Source organism: Isoptericola sp. NPDC057559 (assembly GCF_042801555.1).
Classification (GTDB): Bacteria; Actinomycetota; Actinomycetes; order Actinomycetales; family Cellulomonadaceae; genus Isoptericola.
Map to the genome: position 1 here is coordinate 76,503 of NZ_JBHVFQ010000014.1, position 26,474 is coordinate 102,976.

Sequence of the window (26,474 nt, forward strand, 5' to 3'; positions counted from 1 at the left end):
CACGGTGCCGGCTCCACGACGACGAGACCGGGGCCCACACGACCCCGGCCCCGCGACGGTACGACGTCCGGGACGCGCCCGCCGTTCCAGCGACGCCGTGTGGGATCGGCCACGCCGGATCTCACCCCCGCCGGGTCACCGCCGCGCGGCGCCGAGCACGTCGAGCGTCCAGGCGTGCTCGAACGCGATCTCCTCCCAGCGGGCGTACCGGCCGGACACGCCGCCGTGACCGGCGGACATCTCGATCTTCAGCAGCGCGGGCGCGCCGGCGGCCCGCAGCCGCGCCACCCACTTGGCGGGCTCCACGTACAGCACGCGGGTGTCGTGCAGCGACGTGGTGGCCAGCACCCGCGGGTAGGCGGACGCGTCGTCGGGCACGTTCTCGTACGGGGTGTAGGCCTTCATGCGGGCGTACACCTCCGCGTCGTGCAGGGGGTCGCCCCACTCGTCCCACTCGACGACGGTGAGCGGCAGCGCCGGGTCGAGCATGGAGGTGAGCGCGTCGACGAACGGCACCCCGGCGAGCACGCCGGCGAACAGGCCGGGCGCCAGGTTGAGCGCCGCGCCCACGGTCAGCCCGCCCGCGCTGGCGCCGTCGGCCACCATGCGCTCCGGCGCCGTCCAGCCGGACTCCACGAGGTGGCGGCCGCACGCGACGAAGTCGGAGAACGTGTGCGCCTTGTGCTCCAGCTTGCCGTCGTCGTACCAGTGCCGGCCCAGCTCGCCGCCGCCGCGCACGTGGGCCACGGCGAACACGACGCCGCGGTCCAGCAGGCTCAGGCGCGGCACGGAGAAGTAGGGGTCGATGCTCGTCTCGTACGCGCCGTACCCGTAGAGCAGCAGCGGCGCGGGCTCCGCGCGGGTGCCGGACCCGTCGAGCGTCACCGCGTCCTTGCGCCACACCAGGCTGATCGGCACCCGCGTGCCGTCCTCGGCCGTGGCCCACTCGCGGCGCTGCACGTAGTCGGCCGGGTCGTAGCCGCCCAGCACGGGCTGCCGCTTGCGCACGTGCCGCTCGCCGGTGGCGAGGTCCACGTCCAGCACCGTGGCGGGCGTGACGAACGACGTGTGCTGCACCCGCAGCAGCGGCTGCTCCCAGGTGGGGTTCGCGTCGAGCGCCACGGAGAACAGCGCCTCGTCGACGTCGATCTCCCGCGCCGTCCACGGCTGGTCCGGCGTGGCGCGGGCGGTGTCGGCGAGGTCGACGACGGCGACGCGCGGCAGCGCCTCCCGCCGCAGGCTCAGCACCACGTGGTGGGCGAACGCGTCCACGCCGTCGAGCCGCACGTCCGGGTCGTGCGGCACCACGACGCGCGCCGCCGCGGGGTCGAGGGGGCCGGCGCCCGGCGCGGGGATGTCGGTGGTCACGAGCGCGAAGTTCTCCGCGCCGTCGTTGTGCAGGACGAGCAGCGCGTCGCGCCCGCCCGTGCCGGCGTCGTCCGCGCCCGTCGGCAGCACGGCGTGCTCCACCGTGTACTCGACGCCGTCGCGGCGCTCCCAGACCGTGCGGAGGTCGCCCGTCGGGTCGTCCGCCTCCAGGACGCGCGCCTCGCTGGTCGTCTTCGAGCCCAGCTCGACCACGAGGTAGCGGCGCGACCGGGTCAGGCCCACGCCCACCCAGTACCGCTCGTCGGGCTCCTCGAGCACGAGCACGTCGTCGGCCGCCGGGGTCCCGACCTCGTGCCGCCACACCCGGTACGGCCGCCACGCGTCGTCGACCGTCGGGTAGAAGACGTACCGGCCGTCCGGGGTGAGCACCGCGCCAGGGAACGTGTCCTCGACGACGTCGGGCAGGTCCTCGCCCGTCGTCAGGTCGCGCACGCGCAGCGCGAACCGCTCGTCGCCGGTGGTGTCGACGGCGTACGCGAGGCGGGCGCCGTCCTCCGAGACGTCGAACGAGCCGAGGGAGAAGAAGTCGTGGCCGTCGGCCGCGGCGTTCTGGTCCAGCAGCACCTGCTCGCCCGCCGGGACCGTGCCCGGCTCGATCCGCGGCGGCGCCCACTCGCCCGCGGCCGGCACGCGGGCGTGGATCGGGTACTGCCGACCCTCCTCGGTGCGGGTGTAGTACCAGGAGCCGCCCATGCGGACGGGGACGGACAGGTCCGCCTCGAGCGTGCGCGCCTTGATCTCGTCGAACACGTCCTGCCGCAGCGGCGCCAGGTGCGCGAGCTGCGCCTGCGTCCACGCGTTCTCCGCGGCCAGGTGGGCCAGCACCTCGGGCGAGTCCTTGTCGCGCAGCCACTCGTAGTCGTCGACGACGTCGTCGCCGTGGTGCGAGCGGACCGTCGGGCGGCGCTCCGCGACGGGCGCCTCGGCCGGGGCGTCCGCCGGGGTCTCGACGGGCGCGTCGTCCGAGGTGGGGGCCGGGGCCGCCGGGGCGGCGTCTCCCGAGGTGGGGATGGGTTCGGCGGCGGGCGTCAGGTCGTCGGGCACGCGGCCAGCCTAGGTGCCACCGGGGCCGGGCCAGGATCCACCCGCGTGATGCAGGACTGTGACCTGGATCTGTCAGGTGGGTCACATTTTCGTCGCTACACTCACGGCACGCTCGCGAAACCCCGCGGATACATGGGGCCTTTAGTGTCCCTGCATCGACGGGGCGAGCGGGTGGTACCCCGGGCTCGCCCGGGGAACGACACCGACCTACGGAGGACCCGGCCGATGACGACGGACCGACCGACCAGGGGGATCGTGCTGCGCCGCACCGCGGCTGCACTCGCGATCGCCCTCGCGCCCTTGGCGCTCGCCCTACCACCAGCGCAGGCGAGTCCAGGGACACAGAGCGCGGCACACACCACAGCCGCCGGCACCACCAGCACAGCCACGGACATCGCCACCGACTGCAAGCCCGACGACACGACGGCCTGTATCGCCGTCCGGGTGGTCGACGAGGCGGGCGACCCCGTCGCGGACGCAAAGCTCACCATCACCGGGCCGGGCGGGTTCGACGAGACGATCACCACCACCACGGACCGGATCTCGATCGCCGTCGAGGAGGTCGGCCGGTACACGGTCACCCTCGACCCGTCCTCGCTCCCCGCCGGCCAGGCACCGCCCGCGGAGACGACGACGGAGGTCGTCGCCCAGACCGGCGGCACGGGCCGCGCGGCCTTCCTCCTCGGGGGAGCGGCCGAGAGCGACGCCAGCCCGTCGGCCGACGCCTCCACGAGCGCCCCCGCCGAGGACGGCACCACCACCACCGACGGCGACGGCGTGAGCACCGCGCCGGAGGGCGACGCCTCCGAGGGCGACCTGACCTGGGGCCAGGTGTGGCAGCAGTTCGGCTCCGGCATCCGCTTCGGCCTGCTGCTCGCCCTCGCCTCCATCGGCCTGAACCTCATCTTCGGCACCACCGGGCTGTCGAACTTCGCCCACGGCGAGCAGTTCGCCCTCGGCGCGGCGCTCGGCTTCATCGCCATCAACCAGTGGGGCATGTCGATCTGGCTCGGCGGCGCGCTGACCATCGTGCTGTGCGCCCTCACCGGTCTCGCGCAGGACGCCGCGATCTGGCGGCCGCTACGCCGCCGCGGCACCCCCGTGATGCAGCTGATGATCGTGTCGATCGGTCTGTCGATCACCCTGCAGTACGTCATCCAGCTCCTCATCGGCGGCGGGTCCGAGCGCATCCTGTCGGCCAACCCGCGGCCGCTGACCCTCCTCGGGATCACGCTGAGCACCACGTCGTGGATCTCGATGGCGGTCGCGCTCGTCTGCCTGATCGGCTTCGCGCTGTTCCTCACGCGCACCCGTCTCGGGCGGGCCACCCGCGCCGTGTCGGACAACCCGGCGCTCGCCTCGGCGACCGGCATCGACCCCGACAAGGTGGTCCGCATCGTGTGGATCCTCGCCACCGCGTTCGCGGCGCTGGCGGGCCTCATGTGGGGCATCTCGTTCGGGTCGTTCAACTGGCAGGTCGGCGTGCAGCTCCTGCTGCTGATGTTCGCCGCGGTGACCCTCGGCGGGCTCGGCACCGCGTTCGGCGCCCTCGTCGGGTCGATCCTCATCGGCCTCGTCGTCGAGCTGTCCAACCTCGTGATCCAGAGCGACCTGCGGTACGCGTCGGCGCTCGTGATCCTCATCCTCGTGCTCCTGATCAGGCCGCAGGGCATCCTCGGCCGCCGCGAGCGGATCGGCTGAAGGGAGACCGACCATGGACGAGTTCCTCAGAATCCTCACCCAGTCGCTCGCCGAGCTCATCGCCCCCACGACGGCGGCGTACGCCATCGCGGCGATCGGCCTCAACCTGCACTTCGGGTACACCGGGCTGCTCAACATGGGCCAGGCCGGCTTCATGCTGCTCGGCGCGTACGGCTTCGGCATCGCGACCATCGCCGGCGCACCGTTCTTCCTCGCGCTGGTGGTCGCGCTGGCCGCCGGGCTGCTGTTCGCGCTGATCCTCGGCATCCCGACGCTGCAGCTGCGCGGTGACTACCTGGCCATCGTCACCATCTCCGCGGCGGAGATCATCCGCTGGATCGGGCGGTCGACGTGGCTGCAGGAGTGGACCGGCGGCGCCTCCGGCCTGCAGGGCCGCAACTACAAGGGCACCTTCCAGGACCTGTCGCCCCTGCCCGACGGCCGCACCGCCCTCGGACCCATCGAGTACATCAACACCGGGTCCGACTCCTGGTGGACGCGGATCTTCGCGTGGGGCGTCGTCGCCCTGGCCCTGCTGTTCGTGTGGCTCGTCACCCGCAGCCCGTGGGGCCGCGTCCTCAAGGGCATCCGCGAGGACGAGGACGCCGTGCGGGCGCTCGGCAAGAACGTGTACTCGTACAAGCTGCAGTCGCTGGTGCTGGGCGGCATGCTCGGCGCCCTCGGCGGCGTGATCTACGTGCTGCCGATCACGATCGCGCCCGACGCCATGGGCCGCACGATGACGTTCTTCGTGTGGACCGTGCTGCTGCTCGGTGGCGCCGCCACCGTCTTCGGGCCGGTCCTCGGCGCGATGATCTTCTTCGGCGCCTACATGTTCATGCGCACCGGGATGCGCGCCCTGTCCGAGAACACCGGGGTGGGCGAGATCATCAGCACCACCAACGTGGAGCAGATCGGCGGCATGCTGGTCGGTATCACGCTGATGCTCCTCGTGATCTTCCGGCCGCAGGGCATCCTCGGGAACAAGAAGGAGCTGGCCTTCAATGTCCGCTGACATGTCCGAAGAGACCTCGGCCGGCCAGGGCGCCGGCACCTCCCCCGAGCCCGAGTCCGTCGTCGACGCCGCCGCGGCGGCCGCCGTCGCCCCCACCTCCGCCGTCGCGGCGGAGGCCCGCGACGACCTCGCGCACGTCGAGGCCGTCGTCGGGGCGCCCAAGCCGGACGCCATCCTCGTGGCCGACGACGTCGTGCGCCGGTTCGGCGGCATGACGGCGGTCGACGTCGAGCACCTCGAGGTGCAGCGCGGCGCCATCACCGCGCTGATCGGCCCGAACGGCGCCGGCAAGACGACGTTCTTCAACCTCCTCACCGGCTTCGACACCCCGCAGAGCGGGCGCTGGAGCTTCGAGGGGAACTCGATCGCCGGCAAGAGCGGCGCCCGCGTCGCCAAGGCGGGCATGGTGCGCACGTTCCAGCTCACCAAGGCGCTGTCGCGTCTCACCGTGCTGCAGAACATGCTGCTCGCCGCCCCGAAGAACCCGGGCGAGCGGTTCTGGCTGTCGTGGCTCCCGTTCACCTGGCAGGCGCACGAGAAGGCCGCCTCCGAGAAGGCGATGGAGATCCTCGCCCGCTTCAAGCTCGACGCGAAGGCGGACGACTTCGCCGGGTCGCTCTCGGGCGGGCAGCGCAAGCTGCTCGAGATGGCTCGCGCCCTCATGACCGACCCGACGATGATCATGCTCGACGAGCCGATGGCCGGTGTGAACCCGGCCCTCGTGCAGTCGCTGCTCGGGCACGTGCAGGCGCTGCGCGACGAGGGCATGACCGTGCTGTTCGTCGAGCACGACATGCACGCCGTGCGGCACATCTCCGACTGGGTCGTCGTGATGGCCGAGGGCCGGATCGTGGCCGAGGGCCCGCCGAAGACGGTGATGCAGGACCAGGCCGTCGTCGACGCGTACCTCGGCGCCCACCACGACACCGACCTCGGGGACGACTCCCTGCTCGACCCCGAGATCCTGGCCCGTCTCGAGGCCGAGGAGGAGAAGCGATGACCGACACCCTGACCGAGAACGCGCGCGGCGGCGTCCCCGAGGGCAAGGAGCTGCTGCTGCGGGCCGACAACCTCGTCGCCGGCTACATCCCCGGCGTCCACATCCTCGACGGCTGCTCGATCGAGGTGGGCAAGGGCGAGCTGGTCGGCATCATCGGCCCCAACGGCGCGGGCAAGTCCACGCTCCTCAAGGCGCTCTTCGGGCTGGTGAAGATCCATTCCGGCACGGTGACGCTCGAGGGCGACGACATCACGGGCATGAAGGCGAACGCCCTCGTGGCCCGCGGCGTCGGATTCGTGCCGCAGACGAACAACGTGTTCCCCTCGCTGTCCGTCGAGGAGAACATGCGCATGGGCGTCTACCTGCGGCCCAAGGTGTTCGACGAGCGGTGGTCGTTCATCCGCGACCTCTTCCCCGTGCTGCACGAGCGCCGCACCCAGCGGGCCGGCGCCATGTCCGGCGGCGAGCGGCAGATGGTCGCCATGGCGCGGGCCCTCATGATGAACCCGTCCGTGCTGCTGCTCGACGAGCCGTCCGCCGGCCTGTCCCCCGTCCGCCAGGACGAGACCTTCCTGCGCACCCGCATGATCAACAAGGCCGGCGTGTCCGTGATCATGGTCGAGCAGAACGCCCGCCGCTGCCTGCAGATCTGCGACCGCGGCTACGTCCTCGACCAGGGCAAGGACGCGTACACCGGCACCGGGCGGGAGCTGCAGTCCGACCCGAAGGTCATCTCCCTCTACCTCGGCTCCCTCGCGGAGGAGGACACCGAGTAGGGACAGCGGGTCCGCGCGGGCCTCACGTGCCCGCGCGGACCAGCCCGCACTCGTAGGAGAAGATCACCGCCTGCACCCGGTCGCGCAGCCCGAGCTTCGCCAGGACGGCGCTGACGTGTCCCTTCACCGTGGCCTCGGTGACGAAGAGGCGGGCGGCGATCTCCGCGTTGGACAGCCCACGGGCCACCAGCCCCAGCACCTCGCGCTCGCGCGCGGTGAGGAGGTCGAGCTCCGCCGTCGTGCGCGGGAGCGGGTCGCCCGACGTGCCGATGTGCCGCTCGATCAGCCGCCGCGTGATCGGCGGCGCCACGATCGCGTCGCCCCGGGCCACGGCGCGGATCGCCGACAGCAGGTCGGCGGCGAGCGCGTCCTTGAGCAGGAAGCCTCCTGCGCCGGCCCGCAGCGCCGCGTACACGTACTCGTCGAGGTCGAACGTCGTGAGGACGAGGACGCGCGGGCCGTCCGGCTGCGCGGCGCAGATGCGCCGGGTGCCCTCCAGCCCGTCGACGCCGGGCATCCGGACGTCCATCAGCACGACGTCGGGGCGGGTGTCGGCGGCCAGGTCGGCCGCGGCGGCGCCGTCGTCCGCCTCCCCGACGACCTCCATGTCGTCCGCGTTCTCCAGGATCATCCGCAGGCCGGTCCGGATCAGGGCCTGGTCGTCCGCGACGAGCACCCGGGTCACGGCGCCGCCTCCCGCTCACGGGGCACGGCGGGCGCGAGCGGCAGCCGGGCGTGCACGACATAGCCCCCGCCCGGGCCCGGCCCGGCGGTCACCTCGCCCCGCACCAGGGCGGCGCGCTCCCGCATGCCCCGCAGCCCGTGCCCGCCGTCGCCGCCGTCGTGCATGGTGGCCCGGCCCGTCCCGTCGTCGCTCACCTGGAGGGTCAGGGCGCCGTCACCGTACGAGACGAGCACCTGGGCCGCGGCGCCGGGCCCCGCGTGCCGCATCGTGTTCGTCAGCGACTCCTGGAGGATGCGGTACGCCGCGGCGTCCACCGTCGCCGCCAGGGGGTGCGGTACGCCGTCGACGTGCAGGGCGACGGGCGTGCCCGCCCGGCGCACGCGGTCGACGAGGCCGGCCAGCTCCGCGAGGCCGGGTTCCGGACGTGGGGCGTCGCCCGGCCGGTCGTCCGGCCCGTCGCCCGGCGCCAGCGCCTGCCGCATGTCGGCCAGCGACTCGCGGCCGGTCGCGACGATGGCGTCCAGGGCGGCCAGGGTGTCGGCAGGACGTCGCTCGAACGCCGCCGCCCCGCCCTGCGCCTGCGTGACGATGACGGCGAGGCCGTGCGCGACCACGTCGTGCATCTCGCGCGTGAGGCGAGCGCGCTCGGCCGCGACGGCGAGGGCCGCCTGCTGGTCGCGCTCGCGCTCCAGGTCACGCGCCCGTGCCTCGAGCTCGCCGAGGTAGGCGCGGCGCGACCGCACGCCCCACCCCAGCGCCCACGACCCCGCCAGCAGCGGACCCAGGACGAGGATCCCGCCCCAGGAGCCCGGCCCGGTCGCGGCGCCCCCCGGCGTCTCGCCGACGGTCTCCCCGCCGGTGCCGAACGGGCCGCCGAGAAGCCGGCCTCCGCCGTCGGCGGCCACGACCAGGGTCCAGGCGGTCACCAGGGCCAGCGCCGCCCCCAGCACGACCAGCGATGTCCGCCGCGGCCGGCGCGCCGCGACCGTGTACAGGGTGACGAGCACGGCGAGCTCGGCGGGGGTGGGCCCGGCGCCCAGCGCCATCCGCACCACGGCCCCGACGAGGGCCGCACCGACGGCCGGCACGGGCCACCGGCGCCGCACGGCCACGGCCGCCACGCCGAGGGCGGTCGCCACCCCTCCCGCGACCGCGCGCCCCGGCGCCACGCCGCCCGCGGAGCCCGCCACGGCGACCGTGCCGGCCAGCAGCAGCGCAGCGAGGCCGGCGTCCTGGAGCCACGGGCTGCGCAGGGCGCCCCGGCGGGCCGGTGCGGGAGTGTTCATGGCGCTCCTCACAGTAGGCCCGGGCCCATCCGCCGGACACCCGTCGCACGTCGGGGGTGCGGACCCTACCTGGGGCGGGTGCGCGGCGGGCCGACCGCCGGCCAGCCTGGACCCATGACTCCCGCCCGCCGCCGTGGCGGCCTCCCCCGGCACCGCAGGTCGACGACGACCGCCCTCCTCCTCGTCGCCCTCGCGTCCGCGCTGGGCGCCTGCACGCCGACGCCCGGCCTCGAGTGGGACACCGTCGCGGCGCCCGCCGACTGCCGGTGCGCCGACGGCAGCCCGTTCCACTTCTGGGAACGACGCGCCGACACGAAGCGGGTCGTGCTCTTCCTCAACGGGGGCGGCGTCTGCTGGGACGCGGCCACCTGCGCGCTCACCGGCGAGCACGGCGACAGCGGCGTCTACGACTGGAACATCCGGGGCACCGAGCCGGAGAACCGCACGGGGATGTTCGACGTCACCCGCAGGGACAACCCGTTCCGCGACTGGTCCTTCGTCTACGTCAGCTCCTGCACCGGCGACGCGCACCTGGGCGACGCCACCCAGGAGTACGCGCCCGGCCTGACCGTCGAGCACCGCGGCGCGGTCAACGGCCGGGCCGCGCTCGACCACCTCGCCGCGACGTACCCGGACGCCACGGACGTCGTCGTCATCGGGAAGACCGCGGGTTCGGTGGCGGCGCCGGTCTACGGGGGGCTCGTCGCCGACCTCCTGCCCGACGCGAGGGTGACCGTCCTCGGCGCCCAGTCCGGCGCCTGGCCCGACCACCCGGACCTCGACGAGGGCGTGCTCGACGCCCGGTGGGGCGCCTACGACGCCGCGCCCGACTGGGCGGTCGACGGGCTCGCCGCCCGCGACTGGGGTCCCCCGGCGTTCTGGGTCCAGGCCGGCCGTCACGACCCCGATCTCGTGCTGGGCCGGTTCGACTACGCCTACGACCCCCACGCGTCCTCCGAGGTGGCCCGCTGGATCCCCGGGGACCCGCCCGACCTCCTCGCCCAGATCGACGCCAACGAGGAGCGGATCGAGGCCGCCGGGGTGCCCGTGCACAGCTACACCGCGCCGGGCGCGGGGCACGGGATCTTCGAGTTCGACGCGTTCTACACGACCGAGGTCGACGGCGTCCGCCTCGTCGACTGGATCGCCGACCTCGTCGGGGACGACCCGCCCGCCGACGTCCGGTGCGCGGACTGCTCCGCCGCCCCGTAGCCCCCGGCCGCATCGAGCGTGCTGAATTGATCCTCGAGCTCCTGGTTTGAGGATCAATTCAGCACGCTCGATGCCAGATCCGGGCGGCACGACGACGGCCCGGCCGCTCACGGGGAGCGGCCGGGCCGTCGTCACGGCTCGATGGAGGTGACTACTCCTCGATCTTGCCCTCGATCTGCTTCTGGTAGGTGTACGTGTTGTCGGCGCCGTACTTGTAGATGCCGATGAAGGCGGACGTCGGGTCGTTCGACTCGTTGAGCGGCCCGATGCCGGACTTGCCGACGTAGTGGATGTCCTCGCCGGCCTCGAGCGCCTTCACGCCGTCGGCGAAGGACGTGACCTCCGTGCCGCCGTCGGCCCCGGACACCGCGCGGATGTTCTTCGAGATCGTCTCGCCGTCCGTGGCCTCGCCCTTCACCGCCGCGAGGGCGGCGAGGACCGTGGCGTCGTACGACTCGGCCGAGTACGAATAGTCCTCGAGCTTGCCGTTCTCGTTGTCCGCGTACCAGGTGTTGAGCTGCTCGCGGAAGGCGTCGTCGGCCTGCGCGCCGGGCAGCGTGCCCTGGACCCCGTCGAGGGTGCCCTTGTCGAACTTGTCGCCGTAGTTGGAGAGGTTGCCGTCGACGAAGTACGTGTCGCCCTTGAAGTCCCAGCCCTGCGCCACGAGCTCGTTGACGATGGCGACGGTCTCCTCGAACGCGACGATCGAGATGGCGTCGGGCTTCTGCGCGAGCAGCGCGGTCACCTGGGCGCCGAAGTTGGTCTCACCCGGGGCGAACTCGTTGCCGGCACCCTTGCCGCCGTAGACCGCCTCGCAGCCGTCCTTCTTGAGCGTGTCCTCGATGACGTCCCGCAGGCCGGTGCCGTACGCCTCGTTCTGGACGAGGAAGCCGACCTTGCAGTGGCCGTCGTCGAGGATGAGCGAGCCGTGGGCCGCGCCCTGCACCGTGTCCGGCGGGGCCGTGCGGGCGAAGAAGTCGCCGTACCCGGAGAGGTCCTTGGCCGTGTTCGCGGGCGAGATCTCCATGACCCCGGCCTCCTCGAACTGGTCGACCACGCCCAACGTGACGGCCGAGGACGCCGCGCCGATCGCGACGGACACGCCCTTGCTGATCAGGTCCGTGGCGGTGCTCTTGGCCACCGAGAGGTCGGTGCTGTCGCCCGAGTCGCCCCACTCGACCTTCACGTCGTTGCCGAGGACTCCGCCGGCCTTGTTGATGTCCTGGATGGCGAGGCCGACGCCGGCGATCTCGGGCGGGCCGAGGAAGGCGAGCGTGCCGGTGACCGGAAGGATCGTCCCGATCTTCAGCGGCTCGGCCGAGCCGCCTCCGCCGCCGTCGGTGCTGTCGCCGCTACCTCCGTCGGAGGAGCCGCACGCCGTGAGGCCCAGGCTGAGGACTGCCGCGAGGGCGAAGCCCTTGGCGACCGTGGTTCGTCGGATCATGCTGTATCCCCTTTTGGAGGTGGGACATTCGCGGCTCAACACCGCATTCAGTGCCGCTGAACGTAGCGAGACTGTATGTCCCGGACGTGTCGTGCGCGTCACTCCCCGCAGATCGTGACGAACCTGTTATGTGCGTCACACTCGCCCCGGCGAACGGTCCCGGGAACGCCGACGGCGGCCGGCCCGGTGCACCCACCGGGCCGGCCGCCGTCGCGCGGAATACCGCGGCTCGCGGATCCGTCAGTCGCGCATCTGCGTGAACGCGGCGGTCGCCGGGTCGGCACCCGTGCGCCCCGCCACGCCCGCCTCCAGCGCGTCGATCGACGCGACCTGCGCAGGCGACAGCTCGAAGGAGAAGACGTCCAGGTTGGTGGCCTGCCGCTCCGCGGACAGCGACTTGGGGATGACGACGCGACCCTGCTGCACCGCCCAGCGCAGCACGACCTGCGCCGGCGTGACCCCCAGCTCCGTGGCCGCCGCGACGACCGCGGGGGCGTCCAGGTCGGCGCCGCGGCCGAGCGGCGAGTACGCCTCGACGGCGATCCCGAGGTCCCGGCAGTGCTGCTGCAGCGCCGCCTGCTGGAACGTGGGGTGCACCTCGATCTGGTTCACCGCGGGCACCACGTCGGTCTCGGCGACGAGCCGGTCCAGGTGCTCCACCAGGAAGTTCGAGACCCCGATGGCACGCACGGCGCCGTCCGCGAGCAGCTTCTCGAACGCGCGCCACGTCTCGACGTACAGGTCGGCGCTCGGCACCGGCCAGTGGACGAGGTAGAGGTCCACCCGGTCGACGCCGAGGGCTCGGCGCGAGTCCTCGAACGCGCGCAGCGCCCGCTCGTACCCCTGGTCGCCGTTGCGGAGCTTGGTGGTGACGAACACGTCCTCGCGCGGCAGTCCGGACGCGCGCAGCGCGGCGCCCACGCCGGCCTCGTTGTAGTAGCCCGCGGCGGTGTCGACGTGGCGGTAGCCGAGCTCGAGCGCCTGCTCGACGTTGGCCTGGGTGCCGTCGTCGGGCACCTGGAAGACGCCGAGGCCGAGCTGGGGGATCTCGACGCCGCCGCGCAGGGACAGAGAGGGGACGGAAGAGGTGGTCATGACTCCTTTCTATCGGCCCTGTCCACCGGCACGCCCACCCTGTGGACCACCTGTGCGGGAACACTGGTGCCCGTGCTCGCGCTCGCGTACCGTTGTGCCCGTTGCAGTGCCTCGCTCGATCCGGACGGTCTCCGTCCGCGCCACGGCGGTCGCGTCGTCAGGACTGACGCTCTCGCCCGGCGGACCTTGGTTTCAAGAGTTGACGACGATTCACCGTGATGCGCGATCTCGACGGTCGAGGTCGTCGACACCTCTTGAAGGAGTAAGCATGGCCACCGGAACCGTGAAGTGGTTCAACAGCGAGAAGGGCTACGGCTTCATCGCCCCCGAGGACGGCTCGGCCGACGTGTTCGTCCACTTCTCCGCGATCCAGTCGCAGGGCTACCGTTCCCTCGACGAGGAGCAGCGCGTCGAGTTCGACGTGACGCAGGGCCCGAAGGGCCCGCAGGCGGAGAACGTCCGCCCGGTCTGATCTCACCGCCCGGCCGGCTGACGCCGGCCGCGTGAGTCGCACGGCCCGCATCCCGTTCGTCGGGGTGCGGGCCGTCGCCGTTCCCGGGCTCGGTCCCCCGCAGCGGCCCGCGGCGCCCACCCGCGGCACGACGTCGGGCGAATTCCCGCCCCGCGGGAACGGCACCCTCGCGACGGGCGTTCACCCCGTATGGGACTCCTCGACCGACTTCTCGGCAGAACCCACGACGAGCGCTCGTACCACGGCGTGCCCGGGCGCCCCGACTACGGGGCCTCCCGTGCCGGCGAGTCGCCCGGCAAGCACGGGTACGCCCCGCACCCCGACCAGCAGCCCGCCGGGCGGCCCGGGGGACGCGTGCCCGCGGCGCACCGCGACCCCGACGAGGTGGCCGTGGAGCGGTACCGCTACCTGCTGCGCACCGCGCCGCCGGACGCCGTCGAGCAGGCGCACGCCGAGGCCTTCGCCCGCCTGACGCCGGAACAGCGGCAGCGCGTGCTGCAGGACCTCGGGTCCGGCCTGCCCCCGGCGGAACGTGCGACCTCCGACGACCCGCAGTCCCTGGCCCGCATGGCCACCCGCGCCGAGATGCGCCGGCCCGGCACCCTGGAGCAGTCGTTCCGCGGCCAGGGCGGGTACGGCGCGCGCGGTCCGAGCTTCGGGTCGATGGTCGGCTCGAGCCTGCTCGGCACCGTCGCGGGCGTCGTCATCGGCTCGGCCGTGGCGAGCGCGCTCTTCGGCCCGACCTTCGGCGACCCGTCGCAGGACTTCGCCGGCGACGCCGGGGCCGAGGGCGGCGACACCGGTGGCGACTCTGGCGACGCGGGCGGTGACGCGGGTGGTGACGCCGGGTACACGGAGGCCGCGGGCGCCGACACCGGCGGCGGCGACACCGGAGGCGGCTTCGGCGACTTCGGGGGCGACTTCGGCGGGGGCGACTTCGGCGGCGGAGACTTCGGCGGGTTCTGACCTGTACCGACGGCAAGGGCCCGCCGGGACCGTTCGGTCCCGGCGGGCCCTGTCGTCTGCCCGCCCGGCCGTCAGCGGGCTGCCGGGGCGGGCGCGGGGACGGCGCGCTCGCACAGCCCGAGGAACGCGCCGAGGCGGCCGAGCCCCTCGGGGGTGTGCGGGAGGTAGTCCGTCAGCTCGGGAGACCGGACGACGATCGCGCACCACTGCGCGCGGGAGACGGCCACGTTGATCCGGTGCCGGGAGAGCAGGAACCCGGTGCCGCGGGGCACGTCGTGCGCCGACGACGCGGCGAGGGTGACGATCGCGACGGGCGCCTCGGTGCCCTGGAAGCGGTCGACGGTACCCACGCGCACCCCGGCGAGCCCGGCGTCGTCGAGCGCGCGCTGCACCGCCCACACCTGGGCGTTGTAGGCGGCGAGCACGACGACGTCGCGCACCTCGAGCGGCCGCTCGGGCCGGTCCGGGCCGGGCGTCCAGGCCCGGCCGACGACGTCGGCCGCCTGCCGCACCACCTCCTGCGCCTCCTCGGGCGAGACGACCCCGCGCCCGGTGTGCTCGACCTCGACGTGGTGCACCCCGGGGGCGACGCCGTCGAGCCCACGGGCCGCGGCGGTGGGGTGGGCGCCGAGCCGGCCCTCGTACGCGAGCTGGGAGACGGCCTCGCTGAGGGCGGGGTGCATCCGCCACGACCGCTCCAGGAAGTAGCCGAGCCCGGCGGGCAGCACGTCACGGCCGTCGGCGAGCCAGCCGAGCGCCGAGCGGTCCACGGGCTCCGGGTGCTGGCCGCGGCTGACCTGCGGCAGCTGCTGCGGGTCGCCCAGCAGCAGGAGCCGCCGGGCCGACCGCGCCACCGCCAGGGTCGCGGCGACGGAGAACTGCCCGGCCTCGTCGACCACCAGCAGGTCCAGGCTCTCGTCGGGCCAGCGCTCCGGGTGGGCGAAGTCCCAGGCCGTGCCCCCGACGACGCACGCGCCCCGCGCCCCGAACGCGGCGAGCTCGTCCCCGGACAGCTCGGCGCACACCGCCGTGGGGGACCCGCCGTCCGCCTGTCGCTTCTTGGCGACCCGGTGGGCGGGCACCCCGGCCTTCTCCACGACCGCGCGCAGCATGTTCTCCACGGCGGCGTGGGACTGCGCCACGACCCCCACGCGCCACCCCTCGGCGACGAGCGCGGCGATCACGTGCGAGCCCACGTGCGTCTTGCCGGTGCCGGGCGGGCCCTGCACGGCCAGGTAGGAGCGGTCGAGGTCGCGCGTCGCAGCGAGCACGGCCGCGGTGAAGTCGCCGCCCGCGACGTCGGGCAGCGGCCCTCCGCCGGCCAGGCGCGGCGGGCGGCGGCGCAGCAGGTCGGAGCCGGGGCCGTCGGGCAGCGCGCGGTCGGCGTCCCAGCCGGCCAGGGCGCGGCGCGCCACGTCCTCGAGCGCCTGCTCCTGCGGGTCGGCGCGAGGGCCGCTTGACGGCGTGAGCGCCATCGGCAGCGCGTCGAAGGTCTCGGCGCCCACGCGCAGCTGCTCGCGCACCACCAGGACGTCGCGCTCGCCCGCGTCCGTCGCGCGGCGCACCGCGTCGAGGATCAGCGCGTTCCCGTGGTAGCCGCGCACGGCGTTCGCCGGGACGGTCACCCCGTCCGGGGCGGGCGCGTCGTAGAGCAGGAACGGCGTGGCCCCGACGCCGAGCTCCGACCCCTCGGAGAGACGGCCGGCCAGCTCCAGCACGCGCGCCGGCGCGCGACGCCCGTCGTCGACCGCCCAGTCCCGGACCACCGTCGCCCGTTCCACGTGAAACGTGTTCCGCCGGCCCTGCCACTCGTCGGCGGGCAGCTCGAGGCGGGAGAAGTGCTCGTGCCAGAACGGCTTGCTCTCGCGGCGCCAGTACCCGAGCGACGCCCCGACCATGGCGAGCGCCTCGGCCTCGTCGTCCCGCGCGCCGCGGTCCTCCCCGACCCGCTCGCGGACCTCGGCCTCGAGGGCGAGCCGCCGCTCCCGCGCCTCGCGGGACGCGGCCTGGCGCGCCGTCTCCTCCGGGGCGCTCCCCCGGGGCCCCGCGGCGTCGGCGGCGGGCGCGACGGCGGGCGTGGTCGCGTCGTGGGCGACCACCTGGCGGTCCCCGGCCGCCGCGGCCCGCGCGTCGACGACGTCGGCCGCGCCCCGGAGCCACTCGAACAGCCTGAGCGTGGAGACGCAGTCGTAGCGGTTGTAGTCGGCGATGCCGCGCAGCAGCTCGTCCGCCTCGGCGGTGCGCCCGGCGTCGCGCAGTCCGGTGTACTCGGCGTACGCGACGACGGACGCGGCGGCGGTGGTCACGTCGCCCGAGCGCAGTTCGTCCCCCATGTACAGCGGCTCGAGCTTCTTGATCGACTTGGACCGGTCCGAGATCCGCAGCGACGACCGCACGACAGCGTAGAGGTCCACCAGCACGCCGTCGCGCAGCAGCTGGTCCACCTCCTCCTCGTACACGCCGTGGCGGGCCGCGATGCTCAGCAGGTGCACGCGCTCGTACGACGCGTAGTGGTAGACGTGCAGGTCCGGGTAGGTCCGCCGCCGCTCCGTGAGGTAGTCGACGAAGTCGACCAGGGCCCGCCGCTCCTGCGCGAGGTCGTGGGCCCAGAACGCGCGGAACGGCGGGGCCTCCCCCTCGGCGCCGGGGCGCTCCACCAGTCCGAAGAGGTAGTCGATCCCGGTCTGCTGCCCCCACTGCTCGCCCTGCGGGTCCGACCACAGCGGGTCGCCCTCGAAGTCGAAGAAGACGTCGCCCGGGCTGGGCTCCGGCAGCCGCCGGACGGCGGACGTGTCGGGCAGCTGCCAGCGGATCACGGCCGGGGTGCCGTGGTCGTCGTAGGCCACCTCGCCGTCCCACTCCCCGGCGCCGGGCTCCCCCGTGCCCAGCTGGAGCCGCGCCTGGTCGCGCACGCGCTCGAAGCTGCGGGCCGGCATGCCGACCGGCGCCTCCTCGGCCGCGGCCAGCGCGTCGATCGTCGTGATGCCGCCCGCGACCAGCCGCGCGCGCTGGGACTCGTAGACACCGCCGACGAGCAGCACGTCGCGGTGCGCGGCGACCTGCTCGGCGCACGCCTCGCACCGCCCGCACGCGGTGAAGCGCTCGTCGCCCCACGCGAGCGGGCCGTCGTCGGCGCGGTGCGCGGCGACGACGTCGCGCAGCCGGGCACGCCGCTGCTGGAGGACCGGGAGCAGCTCGGCGAGGCGGTGGGTGGTGGTGACGCGGGTGCCGAGCACGAGGTGCACGGCATCGGTCGGGTCGACGTGCGCCGCGGCGAGCTGGTCGGCGTAGGCGGCGAGCTGCAGCAGCGCGGTCACCTTGGCCCGCCGCGCGAGCTTGGTGTCGAGCACGGCGTAGCGCGGCAGCGGCGCCCCCGCGTGCCCGCCCGGGCGCCCCGGGCCGACGTTGGGGTCGCCGAGCGGGTCGCGCAGCAGGAAGTCGGCCCGGCCGTGGAACTCGCCGTCGAAGAACGACGCCTGCGCGACGACGTCGGCCCCCGCCTCGACGGCGGCCAGCGTGGCGCCGTGCGCGGCCTCGAGCGCGTCCCGGGTGAGCCGCGCCGGGGGCTCGACTTCGACGACGCCGCCCGCGACGCCCGGGCGGGCCCGGCCGTAGCGCGCGACGTACTCGTCCAGCACGCGGCGCTCGTGCGCGTCGCCCAGGGCTGCGGTGCGCGCGAGCATCGCGTCGGCCTCGCGCTCGCGCCGCGGAGCTCGGCCGAGCAGCTCGTCGAGGCGGCGCAGCAGCCGGAACTCGCACCCCGCGGCCACGACCAGGTCGCTCGCGGAGTGCACCACCGTCGGTGCCGGCGTGGGTGCGCCGGCGGTGGGGGCCGGGTCGAGGAGGAACATGCCCCCGGTCTACCAGCGGCGACCGACAGCCCCCTCGCTGCCTTGCATGCAAGTTGGATGCAAGCGTAGGTTGCCCCGGGTGACCACCTCCAGCGCGGCCCCGTCGTCGCCGCCCCTCAGCGCCGCCGAGCGCGCCTACCGGCTCACCAAGGCGAAGATCCTCTCGGGCGAGGTGCCCGGCGGGCGTCTCCTCGCCGAGGGCGACATCGCCGCGGAGCTCGGCATCAGCCGCACCCCCGTGCACGAGGCGTTCCTGCGCCTCGACACCGAGGGCCTGCTCGCCGTCGCGCCCCGACGCGGCGCCGCCGTCGTGCCCATGGCCCCCGACGAGGCACGCGACGTGCTGGAGATGCGCGAGGCCGTGGAGCGCTCCACCGCCCGCCGCGCCCTGGCGCACGGGCGCCCCGCCGAGGCGGTCATCGAGGAGCTGCGGGCCCACGTCGAGCGCCAGCGCGCCGCGTCCGCGCAGGGCGACGTCGACGCGTTCGCCGAGGCCGACTCCGCGTTCCACGGCGTCCTCGTGCGGGCGTCGCGCAACCAGACCGCGGTGCAGTTCATGGGGCTGCTGCGCGACCGGCAGCTGCGGCTCATGTACCAGCACCTGCACGTCGGTCCGGAGGAGGTCGCCACCGCGCTCGCCGAGCACGAGGCGATGCTCGCCGCCGTCGAGCAGGGCGACGCCGACGCCTACTGCGACCTGCTGCACGACCACGTGCGCCGGCACCGGGGCATCCTGTGAGGCGCAGCTGGCTCGGCGCGTTCGCCGCGCTGTTCGTGTGCTCCTGGGCGGGCAACCAGTTCACCCCGGTGCTGCTCATGTACGAACAGGTGCAGGGCTACGGCGACGCCACCGTGAACGCGTTCCTCGGCGTGTACGTGCTCGGCCTCGCGCCCGCGCTGCTCGTCGCGGGGACCCTGTCGGACCGGTACGGCCGCCGCCCCGTCATGCTCGTCGCGACCGTGTGCGCGATGGCGGCCAGCGCCGTCCTCGCGCTCGGGTTCCTCGGCCCGCTGCCGATCTACGTCGGGCGTCTGCTCGCGGGCATCACCGTCGGCACGGCGACGTCGGTCGGGACGAGCTGGCTCAAGGAGCTCTCCCAGGTCCCGTTCGACCGGGACGCGGACGCCGGGTCGGGCGCACGACGCGCCTCGCTCGCCTTCACGCTCGGCTCCGGGGTGGGGGCGCTCGTCGCCGGCAGCCTCGCGCAGTGGGGGCCCTGGCCGGAGGTGCTGCCGTTCGTCGTGCACCTGGTCGTCACGGCGCCGTTCCTCCTGGTCGTGCTCCGCACGCCGGAGACCGTCGCGTTCGGCGGCGCGCCCGGTCCCTGGTGGCGCGGGCTCCGCGTCCCGGCGGCCGGCCACCGCCGCTTCACCGGCGTGGTCGCCGTCGTCGCCCCGTGGATCTTCGTCGCCGCCGCCCTCGCCTACGGGTACGCGCCGGTGCTGCTGAGCGACCAGACGCAGGGTCTCGGCGTGGCCTACGCGACGCTCGTCACCGTGGTCGCGCTCGGCGTCGCCGCGGTGGTGCAGCCGGCGGCCAAGCGGCTCGACGCCGTCGACAGCGCGCGCGGGCTCACCGTCGCGGTGGGCCTGCTCACCGTGGCCGTCGCGTGCGTCGGGCTGACCGTGACGACCGGCGGCCCGTGGTGGGGCGTGGGCGCCGCGGTCGTCGCGGGCGCCGGCATGGGCATCGGCCTGTCGTCCGCGCTCCTGGAGGTCCAGCGCATCGCCGGGCCGCGCCACCTCGCCGGCCTGACCGGCGTGTTCTACGCGGTCGCCTACGCCGGGTTCCTGACGCCCGCGGTGATGGCGGCGATCACCCCGCCGTTCACGACGGCGCAGCTGTTCGTCGCGCTCGTCGCGCTCGGGATCGTCTCGACCGGCGTCGTCCTGGCGCGGTATCGCAAGCACCTCCCCGGGGCCTGACGCCGCGGTCGACACCCCTCCGAGCGCGGTCGGACGCGGACCGGCATGGACCCGGGCAGACGGTTTCCGCCATAGTGGGTGCCGCTCGACGACGGAGGAGTGTCATGGCTGTGCGTTTCAACCCGCCCCCGGGGTGGCAGGTTCCCCCCGGTTTCCGGCCCGACGCCGGGTGGGTCCCCGACCCCGCGTGGCCACCCGCGCCCCAGGGCTGGGACTACTGGGTGGACGACGCCCTGACCTCCGCGCGCCCGTCGCGGCCCGAGACGCCGGCCGAGGCGACCACCGTCATGGCCCCGGTCCGGGCCGTCGCCGCGGCGCCGGCAGCCGTCGCGGCGATGCCCCCCGCCGTCGCCACCACCGCGGTCCATGCCGCGCCTCCGGTCGCCACCACCGCGACGTACGGGGCGCCGCCGGTCGCCGCGACCTACGGCGCCCCGGTCGCGACGCTCGCCCCGCCGCCCCCGCCCCCCGTCGCGCCGTCACCGCCCGCGCCGCCCGCGGGCGGCCACCTCGGCGGCGACGACGGGTCCGTCATGGCCACCGTCTCGACCGCGCTGCGCGACGTCGGCGACAAGCTCCGCGCCGGCCGCGAGGAGCGCGCCGCGCGCCGGGCCGCCGAGGCGACGCCCGCAGCGGCCGCTCCCCGCACCCGGTCCACGCGCAAGGGCCGACCGCCGAGCCTGCTCGTCGGCGGGGTGGCCGTCGCCTGCCTCGCGCTCGGCTGCATCCTCGGCGTCACCGTCTCGATGATGCGCAGCTCCGACGCCGCCCAGGCCCTCGTGGACGCCAACAGCAAGATCGCCCAGGCCGAGCAGCTCAAGGCCGAGGCCCAGGCCGCGCAGGAAGCGCTGACCACGAAGTCGGCCGACGTCAAGGAGCGTGAGGACGCCCTGAAGGAGCGCGAGCAGGCCGCCGACAAGCAGGAGGCCGAGCTCGCCAGCCAGCAGAAGGCCTTCCAGGACCAGCAGGCGCAGAAGCAGCAGGAGGAGCAGAACCAGCAGAACCAGAACTCCGCCTGGTTCTACTGGGACTGCAACGCCGCCCGCGAGGCCGGCGCCGCCCCCATCCAGAACGGCCAGCCCGCCTACCGGGGGGCGCTCGACCCCAACGGCAACGGCATCGCCTGCGAGGACGGCGAGTAGGGGCTACCGCGCGACGACGTCCGTCTCCGCCCGGGCGCCGTCGGTGAAGGTCAGCTCGGCGGTGCTGCGCAGCGACGCCTCGCCGGGTGCCCAGACGGCCCACCAGCCGTCCTCGACGGTGGCCTCCACCCGCTCGCCGGACGTCAGGACGAGCGCGACGGACTCGACGTCGGAGCCGACGCGGCCGAACGCGGAGGTGAGCGCGCCGTCGCCGGTGTCGCCCGCGGACCACGACGCGGTGCCGGACTTGAGCGTCGTCAGCTCGCGCGGGCCGGGCGCGGCGGGCAGCTGGGCCGGCACCGACTCGCCCGCGACGACGTCCGTGGCGCCGGACGCCTGCGACGTGACCAGGCACTCCCCCGTGGCGCCGGCGCCGACGAGCAGCACGTACGTGTACTCGCCACGCTGCTCCGCGAGCACCGGGCTGATCGCGATCTGATCGACGCGCGGGCCGTCGTCGCCCGTGACGATGGTGCGCGCGTGCGTGTCGCACGACGCGGCGCGCTCGGCCGTCTCCGCGGCCGTCAGGGTCGTGGGCACGGCGGTCCAGCTCGCGAACGCCGACGTCGCGCCGGGCCACCACACGGTCGCGACACCGGCGACGGCGACGACGGCCGCGGCCGCCGCGCCGGCGAGGACCGCGGGGCGCGGGGACCGGCGGATCCGCACGGCCGACCGCGGGGAGTCGAGGATCGCCGTCAGCGCCGCGTCGTCGGGGCGCCCGGGCGCGTGCAGCTCGCGGGCCGGATCGAGGTCGGCGAGCTGGACCATCATGGGGGACTTCATCGCGCCTCCTGCAGCTTCTGGAGCACGGTGGCCGTCTCCGACGGCAGGCCGGAGTAGGCCAGCAGCCGCTTGCGGGCCCGGGTCAGACGGACGGAGAACGTCGACGGTCGGATCCCCAGGACGCGCGCCCCCTCGACGGCGGTGAGCCCGTCCCAGGCGACCAGGGCGATGACCTCCCGGTCGGCGTCGGTCAGCATCTCCCACGCCCGCAGCAGGTCGGCACGGTCGGCCGCCAGGTCGTCCGTGCCCTCCTTGCCGGCCGAGGGCTCGCGCTCGAGCCGGACGCCGAGCGCCCGCCAGCGGCCGTGCGTGCGCAGGTGGGTGGCGAGCACGTTGCGCGCGACGCCGAGCAGCCACGGCTTCGCGTTCTCGGGGACGTCCGCCAGACGGCGCCACGCGACCAGGAACGTCTCCGACACGACGTCGTCCACCAGGCTCGCCTCCACCCGACGCGCCACGAATCTCGTCACCGCCTCGTGCTGGTCCACCCACATCTGCGTCAGCAGCTCACGGGCGTGGGCGTCGTCCACAAAGAAACCTTCCGTCTACCACAGGAGTTGCCGGCAACCCCCCGAGTGCTACACCGTAGTCACCGCAAGCGTCGACGACGACGTCGCAGCAGCGCGCCGGAGCCCCCCGAGGAGTGTCATGAGCCGAGGCAGGAACGTCCACCGGAACGTCGCCGCAGGTCTGGGTGCCACCGTCCTCGCACTGGGGCTCGCCCTCGGCGCCGCGACGAGCAGCCAGGCCGCGACCGACGGCACCGCGGCCGGCGAGAACCTGCCGGGCGTACCGGCCCCCGGCAGCCCCGCCGACGAGTGGGAGGCCTGGGCCGCGCAGGAGCGCGCCGACGCCGAGGCCACCGACTGGAAGGTCGACGCCGCCGCCCGCGGCTGCACCCTGGAGGAGGTGACGATCTCCGAGGAGGTCGACACCGACTACAACCTCGCGATGGGCGCCCCCGCCGACCTGAGGACCCACCGCGTCGACCTGCTCGAGAAGTGCGCCGACACCGCCGGCGCCTCCGACACCGCGGCCCGGGCGGCGACGTCCGACGCCACCACGCTCAGCCTGCCGTCGGGCGACCGGTGCGCGACGACGTCCGGCCCGGGCACGATGTGCCTGACGAAGAGCAGCGGCCGCATCTACGCCTCGTGGCAGTACCGCGGGTCCGGGTCGGTCACCGGGTTCCTGCGCATCTACCGCGTGTCCACGGGCGTCGACGGCTGCCCCACCGGCACCACCTGGCTCACCGGCGCCTCCGCCACGTGGAGCAACGGCGACACCCGCACCATCTCCAAGACCCGCACGACGGCGGGCGGCTACTCCGCCCACATGTGGAAGAAGGTCCTGGTCGGGCACACCGACTGGGGCGGCGCCTGCTCGTCCCTCTGAGGCCCCGCCGACGAGCATCCGACCGACGAGCCGAGGTGGTGGCGTGACGAGCGACCAGCTCGGGGTCGTGGGCTTCGTGGTGTGGACCGTCGCGCTCGTGGCAGTTCCCGCGACGACGATCGTGGTGGTCCTGCGCCACCGGCGGCGGGTCGGGCCCGGGCTCGTGGCCCTCGCCGTGCTGGCCTTCGCCGTGGTCGGCGTCGGCTGGTGGTTCGTGCTGTCCCCCGTCGTCATCGACGGCACGACCTGCATGTCGGGTTCGGCCGTGTGGGGCCTGCTCGACGACAGCCTCGACATGACCGATGCGGAGACCCCGGAGGCTCTCCGCCTGGCCTGCCGCGACCTGGCGCGCCAGATCGTCGCCGGGTGGGCCGCGGCGTCGCTCGCCGCCCTCGCGGTCTGGCTCGTCGCCCTGGTCCGGGCGCCGCGCCAGGCCGTGCCGAGCTAGGGCGCCTGCGGCTAGAGCACGTGCGCGAGGAAGTCGCGCAGCCGCGGCTCGGAGGGGTTGTCGAGCACGTCGCCGGGGCGGCCCTCCTCGACGATCACGCCGTCGTCCATGAAGACGACGTGGTCGGCGACCTCGCGGGCGAAGCCGATCTCGTGCGTCACGACGATCATCGTCATGCCGGAGCGCGCCAGGTCCTTCATGACGGCGAGCACCTCGCCCACGAGCTCCGGGTCGAGCGCGGACGTGGGCTCGTCGAAGAGCATGAGCTCTGGGTCCATGGCGAGCGCCCGCGCGATGGCGACGCGCTGCTGCTGGCCGCCGGACAGCTGCGCCGGGTAGTGCCCCACCCGGTCGGTCAGGCCCACACGGTCGAGCAGCTCGAGCGCCCGCTGCCGCGCCGCCGCCCTGGACAGCCCGCGCACCTGCACGGGCGCCTCCATGACGTTCTCCAGCGCCGTCATGTGCGGGAACAGGTGGAACCGCTGGAAGACCATCCCGATGCGGGAGCGCTGCTTCGCGATCACCTTGGGGTGCAGGCGGTGCAGCACGCCCTTGGCGTCGCGGCGGTAGCCCATGAGGTCGCCGTCGACGTGGATGGAGCCGGCGGTGATCTCCTCCAGCTCGTTCACGCAGCGCAGCAGCGTGGACTTGCCGGAGCCGGACGGCCCGAGCACCACGGTGACGGAGCCGCGCGCGACGTCCAGGTCGACGCCCTTGAGCACGTGCACGGCCTCGTGCCCGTGGCCGAAGACCTTGTGCACGCCGCGGACCTCGACCATCGCGTCGGAGGTCGTGCTCGCAGGGTGGGTCGTGGGGTCGCTCACGGGGTCACCTCCAGGAAGGGGTCGTCCTTGGTGGTGCCGGACGCGCCGATGAGGTCCTGCTTGCTCGGCTTGCGCCGGCCACCGCGGGGGCCGCGGCCACCACGGCCGCCGCGGTCGCCGTCGAACCCGCGGCCGTAGTGCCGCTCCAGGTAGTGCTGGCCGACCATGAGGACCGACGTGATCAGCAGGTACCAGAGCGCGGCCACGATGAGCAGCGGGATGGGCTGGTAGATGCGGGCGCCGATGGCGCTCGTGGCGTACGTCAGCTCGAGGGTGAACGGCACCGCGATGACGAGCGACGTCGTCTTCAGCATGGAGATCGTCTCGTTGCCGGTGGGCGGCACGATGACGCGCATCGCCTGCGGCAGCACGACGCGGCGCATGATCTTGCCGTCCTTCATCCCCAGGGCGCGGGCCGCCTCGGCCTGCCCCGGGTCGACGGACGACAGGCCCGCGCGCACGATCTCCGCGAGGTACGCCGACTCGTTGAGCGCCAGGCCGATGAGGGCGGCCCAGAACGCGGTGATGACGTCGTTGGTGGTGAACGTCCAGAACTCGGGGCCGAACGGGATGCCGAGGCTGAGCCGCGGGTACAGCACCGAGATGAGGCCCCAGAACACCAGTTGCGTGTAGATCGGGGTGCCGCGGAAGAACCAGATCCAGAACCAGGCCACCCACTTCATGACCGGGTTGTCGCTGCGCCGCATGATGGCGAGCAGGACGGCGAGCACGATCGCGATCGCCATCGAGCCGAACGTCAGGACCAGCGTCCAGCCCACCCCGCGCACGACCACGACGTCGCGCAGGTACAGCCAGACGGTGTCCCAGCGGAAGTTCGGGTTGGTGACGAGGGCGTTGACCGCCATCGCGGCGAGGACGAGGACGACCACCGCGGAGACCCAGCGACCGGGGCGTGGCACCGGCCGGGCGTGGATCGGCTCAGGCAGCGAGCTCATGGGAAACCTCCGGGACAGCGATCGAGCCTGGCGAGACCATCATGGCCTCGCCAGGCCCGACCAGCGAGAAACGACGTCAGCCTGCCGGGTTCAGCTCCGCCTTGTCGAGGGCGGCGTCGCCGCTGCCCCACGAGTCGGCGATCGCCTTGATCGTGCCGTCGTCCATGAGCTTCTGCAGCGCGCCCTGGATCGCCTCGGCGAGCTGGGTGTCGTCCTTGGCCACGACGACGCCGTACGGCGCGGCGTCGGTCACGTCGCCCAGCGCCTCGATCGCGCCGCCGGACTGCTGCACGGCGTACGCCGTGATGGGCGAGTCGGCGTACATGGCCTGCAGCTTGCCGCCCGCGAGGTTGGTCGCGACGGCGGCCTGCGAGTCGTAGGGCAGGACGTCGATGGCGTCCTTGCCGGCGTCCGTGCACGCCTTCGACGCGGCGTCGAGCTCGTCCTGCTGGACGGTGCCGGTCTGGACGCCGACGGACAGGCCGCACAGGTCGGCCGGGTCGACGTTCTCCGGGTTGCCCTTCGCGACGGCGTACTGCGAGCCGGCGCTGAAGTAGCTGACCATGTTGACGGTCTTGAGGCGCTCGGGCGTGATCGTGAACGCGGAGAAGCCGGCCTCGTACTTGGTGCCGATCGCCGGGATGATCGCGTCGAACGTGGAGGACTGGACGTCCGCCGTCAGGCCCAGGGTCTTGGCGACCGCGCCCGCGATGTCGATGTCGATGCCGATCGGCGTCTTGTTGTCCGCGGCCACGAACTCCACCGGCGCGTACGTCAGCTCGGAGCCGATCGTGAGCTTGCCGTCCTTCGCGACGGCCTCCGGCACGGACGACGCCAGCGCGTCGTCCTTCGTGATGCCGGAGAGGTCGAAGGCCTCCGGCGAGACCGACGCGCCCGACGAGGGGGCGGCACCGCCGGTGTCCTGCGAGGCCGTGGTGCAGCCGGTGAGGGCGAGGGCGGCGACGGCCGAGGTGACGACGGTCGCCACGAGGGTGGGACGGGTGCGCATGGTGGGGCTCCGAAGGTCGTGCGGGGGTCTATGCATGAGTATGCAGCCCTAT

Annotated in this window: 23 protein-coding genes; 12 read left to right on the forward strand and 11 right to left on the reverse strand. The window is 74.1% G+C overall.

Annotation, left to right across the window (positions count from 1 at the left end):
- Window positions 1-135 precede the first annotated feature (135 nt).
- Window positions 136-2,433, reverse strand: coding sequence for a S9 family peptidase (locus ACFU5J_RS14260; protein ID WP_430579146.1), 2,298 nt, complete (start codon window positions 2,431-2,433; stop codon window positions 136-138).
- A gap of 225 nt (window positions 2,434-2,658) precedes the next feature.
- Between ACFU5J_RS14260 and ACFU5J_RS14265 the strand changes: the two genes are divergently transcribed.
- The 4 genes from ACFU5J_RS14265 to ACFU5J_RS14280 are packed head-to-tail and all read left to right on the forward strand — an operon-like array spanning window position 2,659 to window position 6,925.
- Window positions 2,659-4,134, forward strand: coding sequence for a branched-chain amino acid ABC transporter permease (locus ACFU5J_RS14265; protein WP_430573834.1), 1,476 nt, complete (start codon window positions 2,659-2,661; stop codon window positions 4,132-4,134).
- 13 nt (window positions 4,135-4,147) lie between these two features.
- Entirely contained in the window at window positions 4,148-5,149 is a 1,002-nt protein-coding gene (locus ACFU5J_RS14270; RefSeq protein ID WP_430573833.1) for a branched-chain amino acid ABC transporter permease, read from the forward strand.
- A gap of 1 nt (window position 5,150) precedes the next feature.
- On the forward strand, window positions 5,151-6,149 hold the full coding sequence (locus ACFU5J_RS14275) for an ABC transporter ATP-binding protein (RefSeq protein ID WP_430573832.1): 999 nt from the start codon (window positions 5,151-5,153) through the stop codon (window positions 6,147-6,149).
- Entirely contained in the window at window positions 6,146-6,925 is a 780-nt protein-coding gene (locus ACFU5J_RS14280) for an ABC transporter ATP-binding protein (protein ID WP_430573831.1), read from the forward strand. The genes ACFU5J_RS14275 and ACFU5J_RS14280 overlap by 4 nt, the downstream gene beginning before the upstream one ends.
- Window positions 6,926-6,947: 22 nt before the next feature.
- Here the strand turns inward: ACFU5J_RS14280 and ACFU5J_RS14285 are convergent, their stop codons facing one another.
- The gene (locus ACFU5J_RS14285) at window positions 6,948-7,610 is read right to left on the reverse strand and encodes a response regulator (protein WP_430579147.1); all 663 of its coding nucleotides are present in this window, start codon (window positions 7,608-7,610) and stop codon (window positions 6,948-6,950) included.
- On the reverse strand, window positions 7,607-8,896 hold the full coding sequence (locus tag ACFU5J_RS14290; protein ID WP_430579148.1) for a sensor histidine kinase: 1,290 nt from the start codon (window positions 8,894-8,896) through the stop codon (window positions 7,607-7,609). Before ACFU5J_RS14290 ends, ACFU5J_RS14285 begins: the two co-directional genes overlap by 4 nt.
- A gap of 114 nt (window positions 8,897-9,010) precedes the next feature.
- On the opposite strand from ACFU5J_RS14290, the gene ACFU5J_RS14295 reads away from it, so the two are divergent.
- The gene (locus ACFU5J_RS14295) at window positions 9,011-10,108 is read left to right on the forward strand and encodes a pectin acetylesterase-family hydrolase (protein ID WP_430579149.1); all 1,098 of its coding nucleotides are present in this window, start codon (window positions 9,011-9,013) and stop codon (window positions 10,106-10,108) included.
- Between the two features lie 151 nt (window positions 10,109-10,259).
- On the opposite strand, the gene ACFU5J_RS14300 is transcribed toward ACFU5J_RS14295, so the two are convergent.
- Window positions 10,260-11,552, reverse strand: a complete 1,293-nt coding sequence (locus ACFU5J_RS14300; protein WP_430579150.1) for an ABC transporter substrate-binding protein — start codon at window positions 11,550-11,552, stop codon at window positions 10,260-10,262.
- Window positions 11,553-11,792: 240 nt separating this feature from the next.
- The gene (locus ACFU5J_RS14305; RefSeq protein ID WP_430579151.1) at window positions 11,793-12,647 is read right to left on the reverse strand and encodes an aldo/keto reductase; all 855 of its coding nucleotides are present in this window, start codon (window positions 12,645-12,647) and stop codon (window positions 11,793-11,795) included.
- 268 nt (window positions 12,648-12,915) lie between these two features.
- On the opposite strand from ACFU5J_RS14305, the gene ACFU5J_RS14310 reads away from it, so the two are divergent.
- Window positions 12,916-13,119 (forward strand): cold-shock protein, encoded by a 204-nt coding sequence (locus ACFU5J_RS14310; RefSeq protein WP_430573824.1) that lies wholly within the window; start codon window positions 12,916-12,918, stop codon window positions 13,117-13,119.
- Between the two features lie 246 nt (window positions 13,120-13,365).
- Complete coding sequence (locus tag ACFU5J_RS14315; RefSeq protein WP_430579152.1) at window positions 13,366-14,085, forward strand: hypothetical protein; 720 nt, start codon at window positions 13,366-13,368, stop codon at window positions 14,083-14,085.
- A gap of 71 nt (window positions 14,086-14,156) precedes the next feature.
- Here the strand turns inward: ACFU5J_RS14315 and ACFU5J_RS14320 are convergent, their stop codons facing one another.
- The gene (locus tag ACFU5J_RS14320; protein WP_430579153.1) at window positions 14,157-17,936 is read right to left on the reverse strand and encodes a TM0106 family RecB-like putative nuclease; all 3,780 of its coding nucleotides are present in this window, start codon (window positions 17,934-17,936) and stop codon (window positions 14,157-14,159) included.
- 79 nt (window positions 17,937-18,015) lie between these two features.
- Between ACFU5J_RS14320 and ACFU5J_RS14325 the strand changes: the two genes are divergently transcribed.
- The 3 genes from ACFU5J_RS14325 (at window position 18,016) to ACFU5J_RS14335 (ending at window position 21,004) form a co-directional block, all read left to right on the forward strand.
- Window positions 18,016-18,675, forward strand: coding sequence for a GntR family transcriptional regulator (locus tag ACFU5J_RS14325; protein ID WP_430579154.1), 660 nt, complete (start codon window positions 18,016-18,018; stop codon window positions 18,673-18,675).
- Complete coding sequence (locus tag ACFU5J_RS14330) at window positions 18,672-19,862, forward strand: MFS transporter (protein WP_430579155.1); 1,191 nt, start codon at window positions 18,672-18,674, stop codon at window positions 19,860-19,862. Before ACFU5J_RS14325 ends, ACFU5J_RS14330 begins: the two co-directional genes overlap by 4 nt.
- Before the next feature lie 104 nt (window positions 19,863-19,966).
- A complete protein-coding gene (locus ACFU5J_RS14335) occupies window positions 19,967-21,004 on the forward strand; it encodes an excalibur calcium-binding domain-containing protein (protein ID WP_430573819.1) in 1,038 nt (345 codons plus the stop codon).
- Between the two features lie 3 nt (window positions 21,005-21,007).
- Here the strand turns inward: ACFU5J_RS14335 and ACFU5J_RS14340 are convergent, their stop codons facing one another.
- Both ACFU5J_RS14340 and ACFU5J_RS14345 read right to left on the reverse strand, forming a co-directional pair.
- On the reverse strand, window positions 21,008-21,790 hold the full coding sequence (locus tag ACFU5J_RS14340) for a hypothetical protein (RefSeq protein ID WP_430579156.1): 783 nt from the start codon (window positions 21,788-21,790) through the stop codon (window positions 21,008-21,010).
- The gene (locus ACFU5J_RS14345; protein ID WP_430579157.1) at window positions 21,787-22,320 is read right to left on the reverse strand and encodes an RNA polymerase sigma factor; all 534 of its coding nucleotides are present in this window, start codon (window positions 22,318-22,320) and stop codon (window positions 21,787-21,789) included. Before ACFU5J_RS14345 ends, ACFU5J_RS14340 begins: the two co-directional genes overlap by 4 nt.
- 118 nt (window positions 22,321-22,438) lie before the next feature.
- Here ACFU5J_RS14345 and ACFU5J_RS14350 point away from each other — a divergent pair, with 118 nt between their 5' ends.
- Both ACFU5J_RS14350 and ACFU5J_RS14355 read left to right on the forward strand, forming a co-directional pair.
- On the forward strand, window positions 22,439-23,185 hold the full coding sequence (locus ACFU5J_RS14350; RefSeq protein ID WP_430579158.1) for a hypothetical protein: 747 nt from the start codon (window positions 22,439-22,441) through the stop codon (window positions 23,183-23,185).
- A 43-nt stretch (window positions 23,186-23,228) separates the two neighbouring features.
- On the forward strand, window positions 23,229-23,633 hold the full coding sequence (locus tag ACFU5J_RS14355) for a hypothetical protein (protein WP_430579159.1): 405 nt from the start codon (window positions 23,229-23,231) through the stop codon (window positions 23,631-23,633).
- An 11-nt stretch (window positions 23,634-23,644) separates the two neighbouring features.
- Here the strand turns inward: ACFU5J_RS14355 and ACFU5J_RS14360 are convergent, their stop codons facing one another.
- From ACFU5J_RS14360 to ACFU5J_RS14370, 3 genes are all read right to left on the reverse strand, one after another.
- On the reverse strand, window positions 23,645-24,412 hold the full coding sequence (locus ACFU5J_RS14360) for an amino acid ABC transporter ATP-binding protein (protein WP_430579173.1): 768 nt from the start codon (window positions 24,410-24,412) through the stop codon (window positions 23,645-23,647).
- A gap of 41 nt (window positions 24,413-24,453) precedes the next feature.
- Entirely contained in the window at window positions 24,454-25,413 is a 960-nt protein-coding gene (locus ACFU5J_RS14365) for an amino acid ABC transporter permease (RefSeq protein ID WP_430573814.1), read from the reverse strand.
- A gap of 76 nt (window positions 25,414-25,489) precedes the next feature.
- A complete protein-coding gene (locus ACFU5J_RS14370) occupies window positions 25,490-26,422 on the reverse strand; it encodes an ABC transporter substrate-binding protein (RefSeq protein ID WP_430579160.1) in 933 nt (310 codons plus the stop codon).
- Window positions 26,423-26,474: the final 52 nt, after the last annotated feature.

What these genes read in the sequence shown, in the direction of transcription:
- ACFU5J_RS14265 (WP_430573834.1), top strand. Translation starts at nt 2,659, where the DNA reads ATGACGACGGACCGACCGACCAGGGGGATCGTGCTGCGCCGCACCGCG.
- ACFU5J_RS14270 (WP_430573833.1), top strand. Translation starts at nt 4,148, where the DNA reads ATGGACGAGTTCCTCAGAATCCTCACCCAGTCGCTCGCCGAGCTCATC.
- ACFU5J_RS14275 (WP_430573832.1), top strand. Translation starts at nt 5,151, where the DNA reads ATGTCCGAAGAGACCTCGGCCGGCCAGGGCGCCGGCACCTCCCCCGAG.
- ACFU5J_RS14280 (WP_430573831.1), top strand. Translation starts at nt 6,146, where the DNA reads ATGACCGACACCCTGACCGAGAACGCGCGCGGCGGCGTCCCCGAGGGC.
- ACFU5J_RS14290 (WP_430579148.1), bottom strand. Translation starts at nt 8,896, where the DNA reads ATGAACACTCCCGCACCGGCCCGCCGGGGCGCCCTGCGCAGCCCGTGG.
- ACFU5J_RS14295 (WP_430579149.1), top strand. Translation starts at nt 9,011, where the DNA reads ATGACTCCCGCCCGCCGCCGTGGCGGCCTCCCCCGGCACCGCAGGTCG.
- ACFU5J_RS14300 (WP_430579150.1), bottom strand. Translation starts at nt 11,552, where the DNA reads ATGATCCGACGAACCACGGTCGCCAAGGGCTTCGCCCTCGCGGCAGTC.
- ACFU5J_RS14305 (WP_430579151.1), bottom strand. Translation starts at nt 12,647, where the DNA reads ATGACCACCTCTTCCGTCCCCTCTCTGTCCCTGCGCGGCGGCGTCGAG.
- ACFU5J_RS14310 (WP_430573824.1), top strand. Translation starts at nt 12,916, where the DNA reads ATGGCCACCGGAACCGTGAAGTGGTTCAACAGCGAGAAGGGCTACGGC.
- ACFU5J_RS14320 (WP_430579153.1), bottom strand. Translation starts at nt 17,936, where the DNA reads ATGTTCCTCCTCGACCCGGCCCCCACCGCCGGCGCACCCACGCCGGCA.
- ACFU5J_RS14335 (WP_430573819.1), top strand. Translation starts at nt 19,967, where the DNA reads ATGGCTGTGCGTTTCAACCCGCCCCCGGGGTGGCAGGTTCCCCCCGGT.
- ACFU5J_RS14340 (WP_430579156.1), bottom strand. Translation starts at nt 21,790, where the DNA reads ATGAAGTCCCCCATGATGGTCCAGCTCGCCGACCTCGATCCGGCCCGC.
- ACFU5J_RS14350 (WP_430579158.1), top strand. Translation starts at nt 22,439, where the DNA reads ATGAGCCGAGGCAGGAACGTCCACCGGAACGTCGCCGCAGGTCTGGGT.
- ACFU5J_RS14360 (WP_430579173.1), bottom strand. Translation starts at nt 24,412, where the DNA reads ATGGTCGAGGTCCGCGGCGTGCACAAGGTCTTCGGCCACGGGCACGAG.
- ACFU5J_RS14365 (WP_430573814.1), bottom strand. Translation starts at nt 25,413, where the DNA reads ATGAGCTCGCTGCCTGAGCCGATCCACGCCCGGCCGGTGCCACGCCCC.
- ACFU5J_RS14370 (WP_430579160.1), bottom strand. Translation starts at nt 26,422, where the DNA reads ATGCGCACCCGTCCCACCCTCGTGGCGACCGTCGTCACCTCGGCCGTC.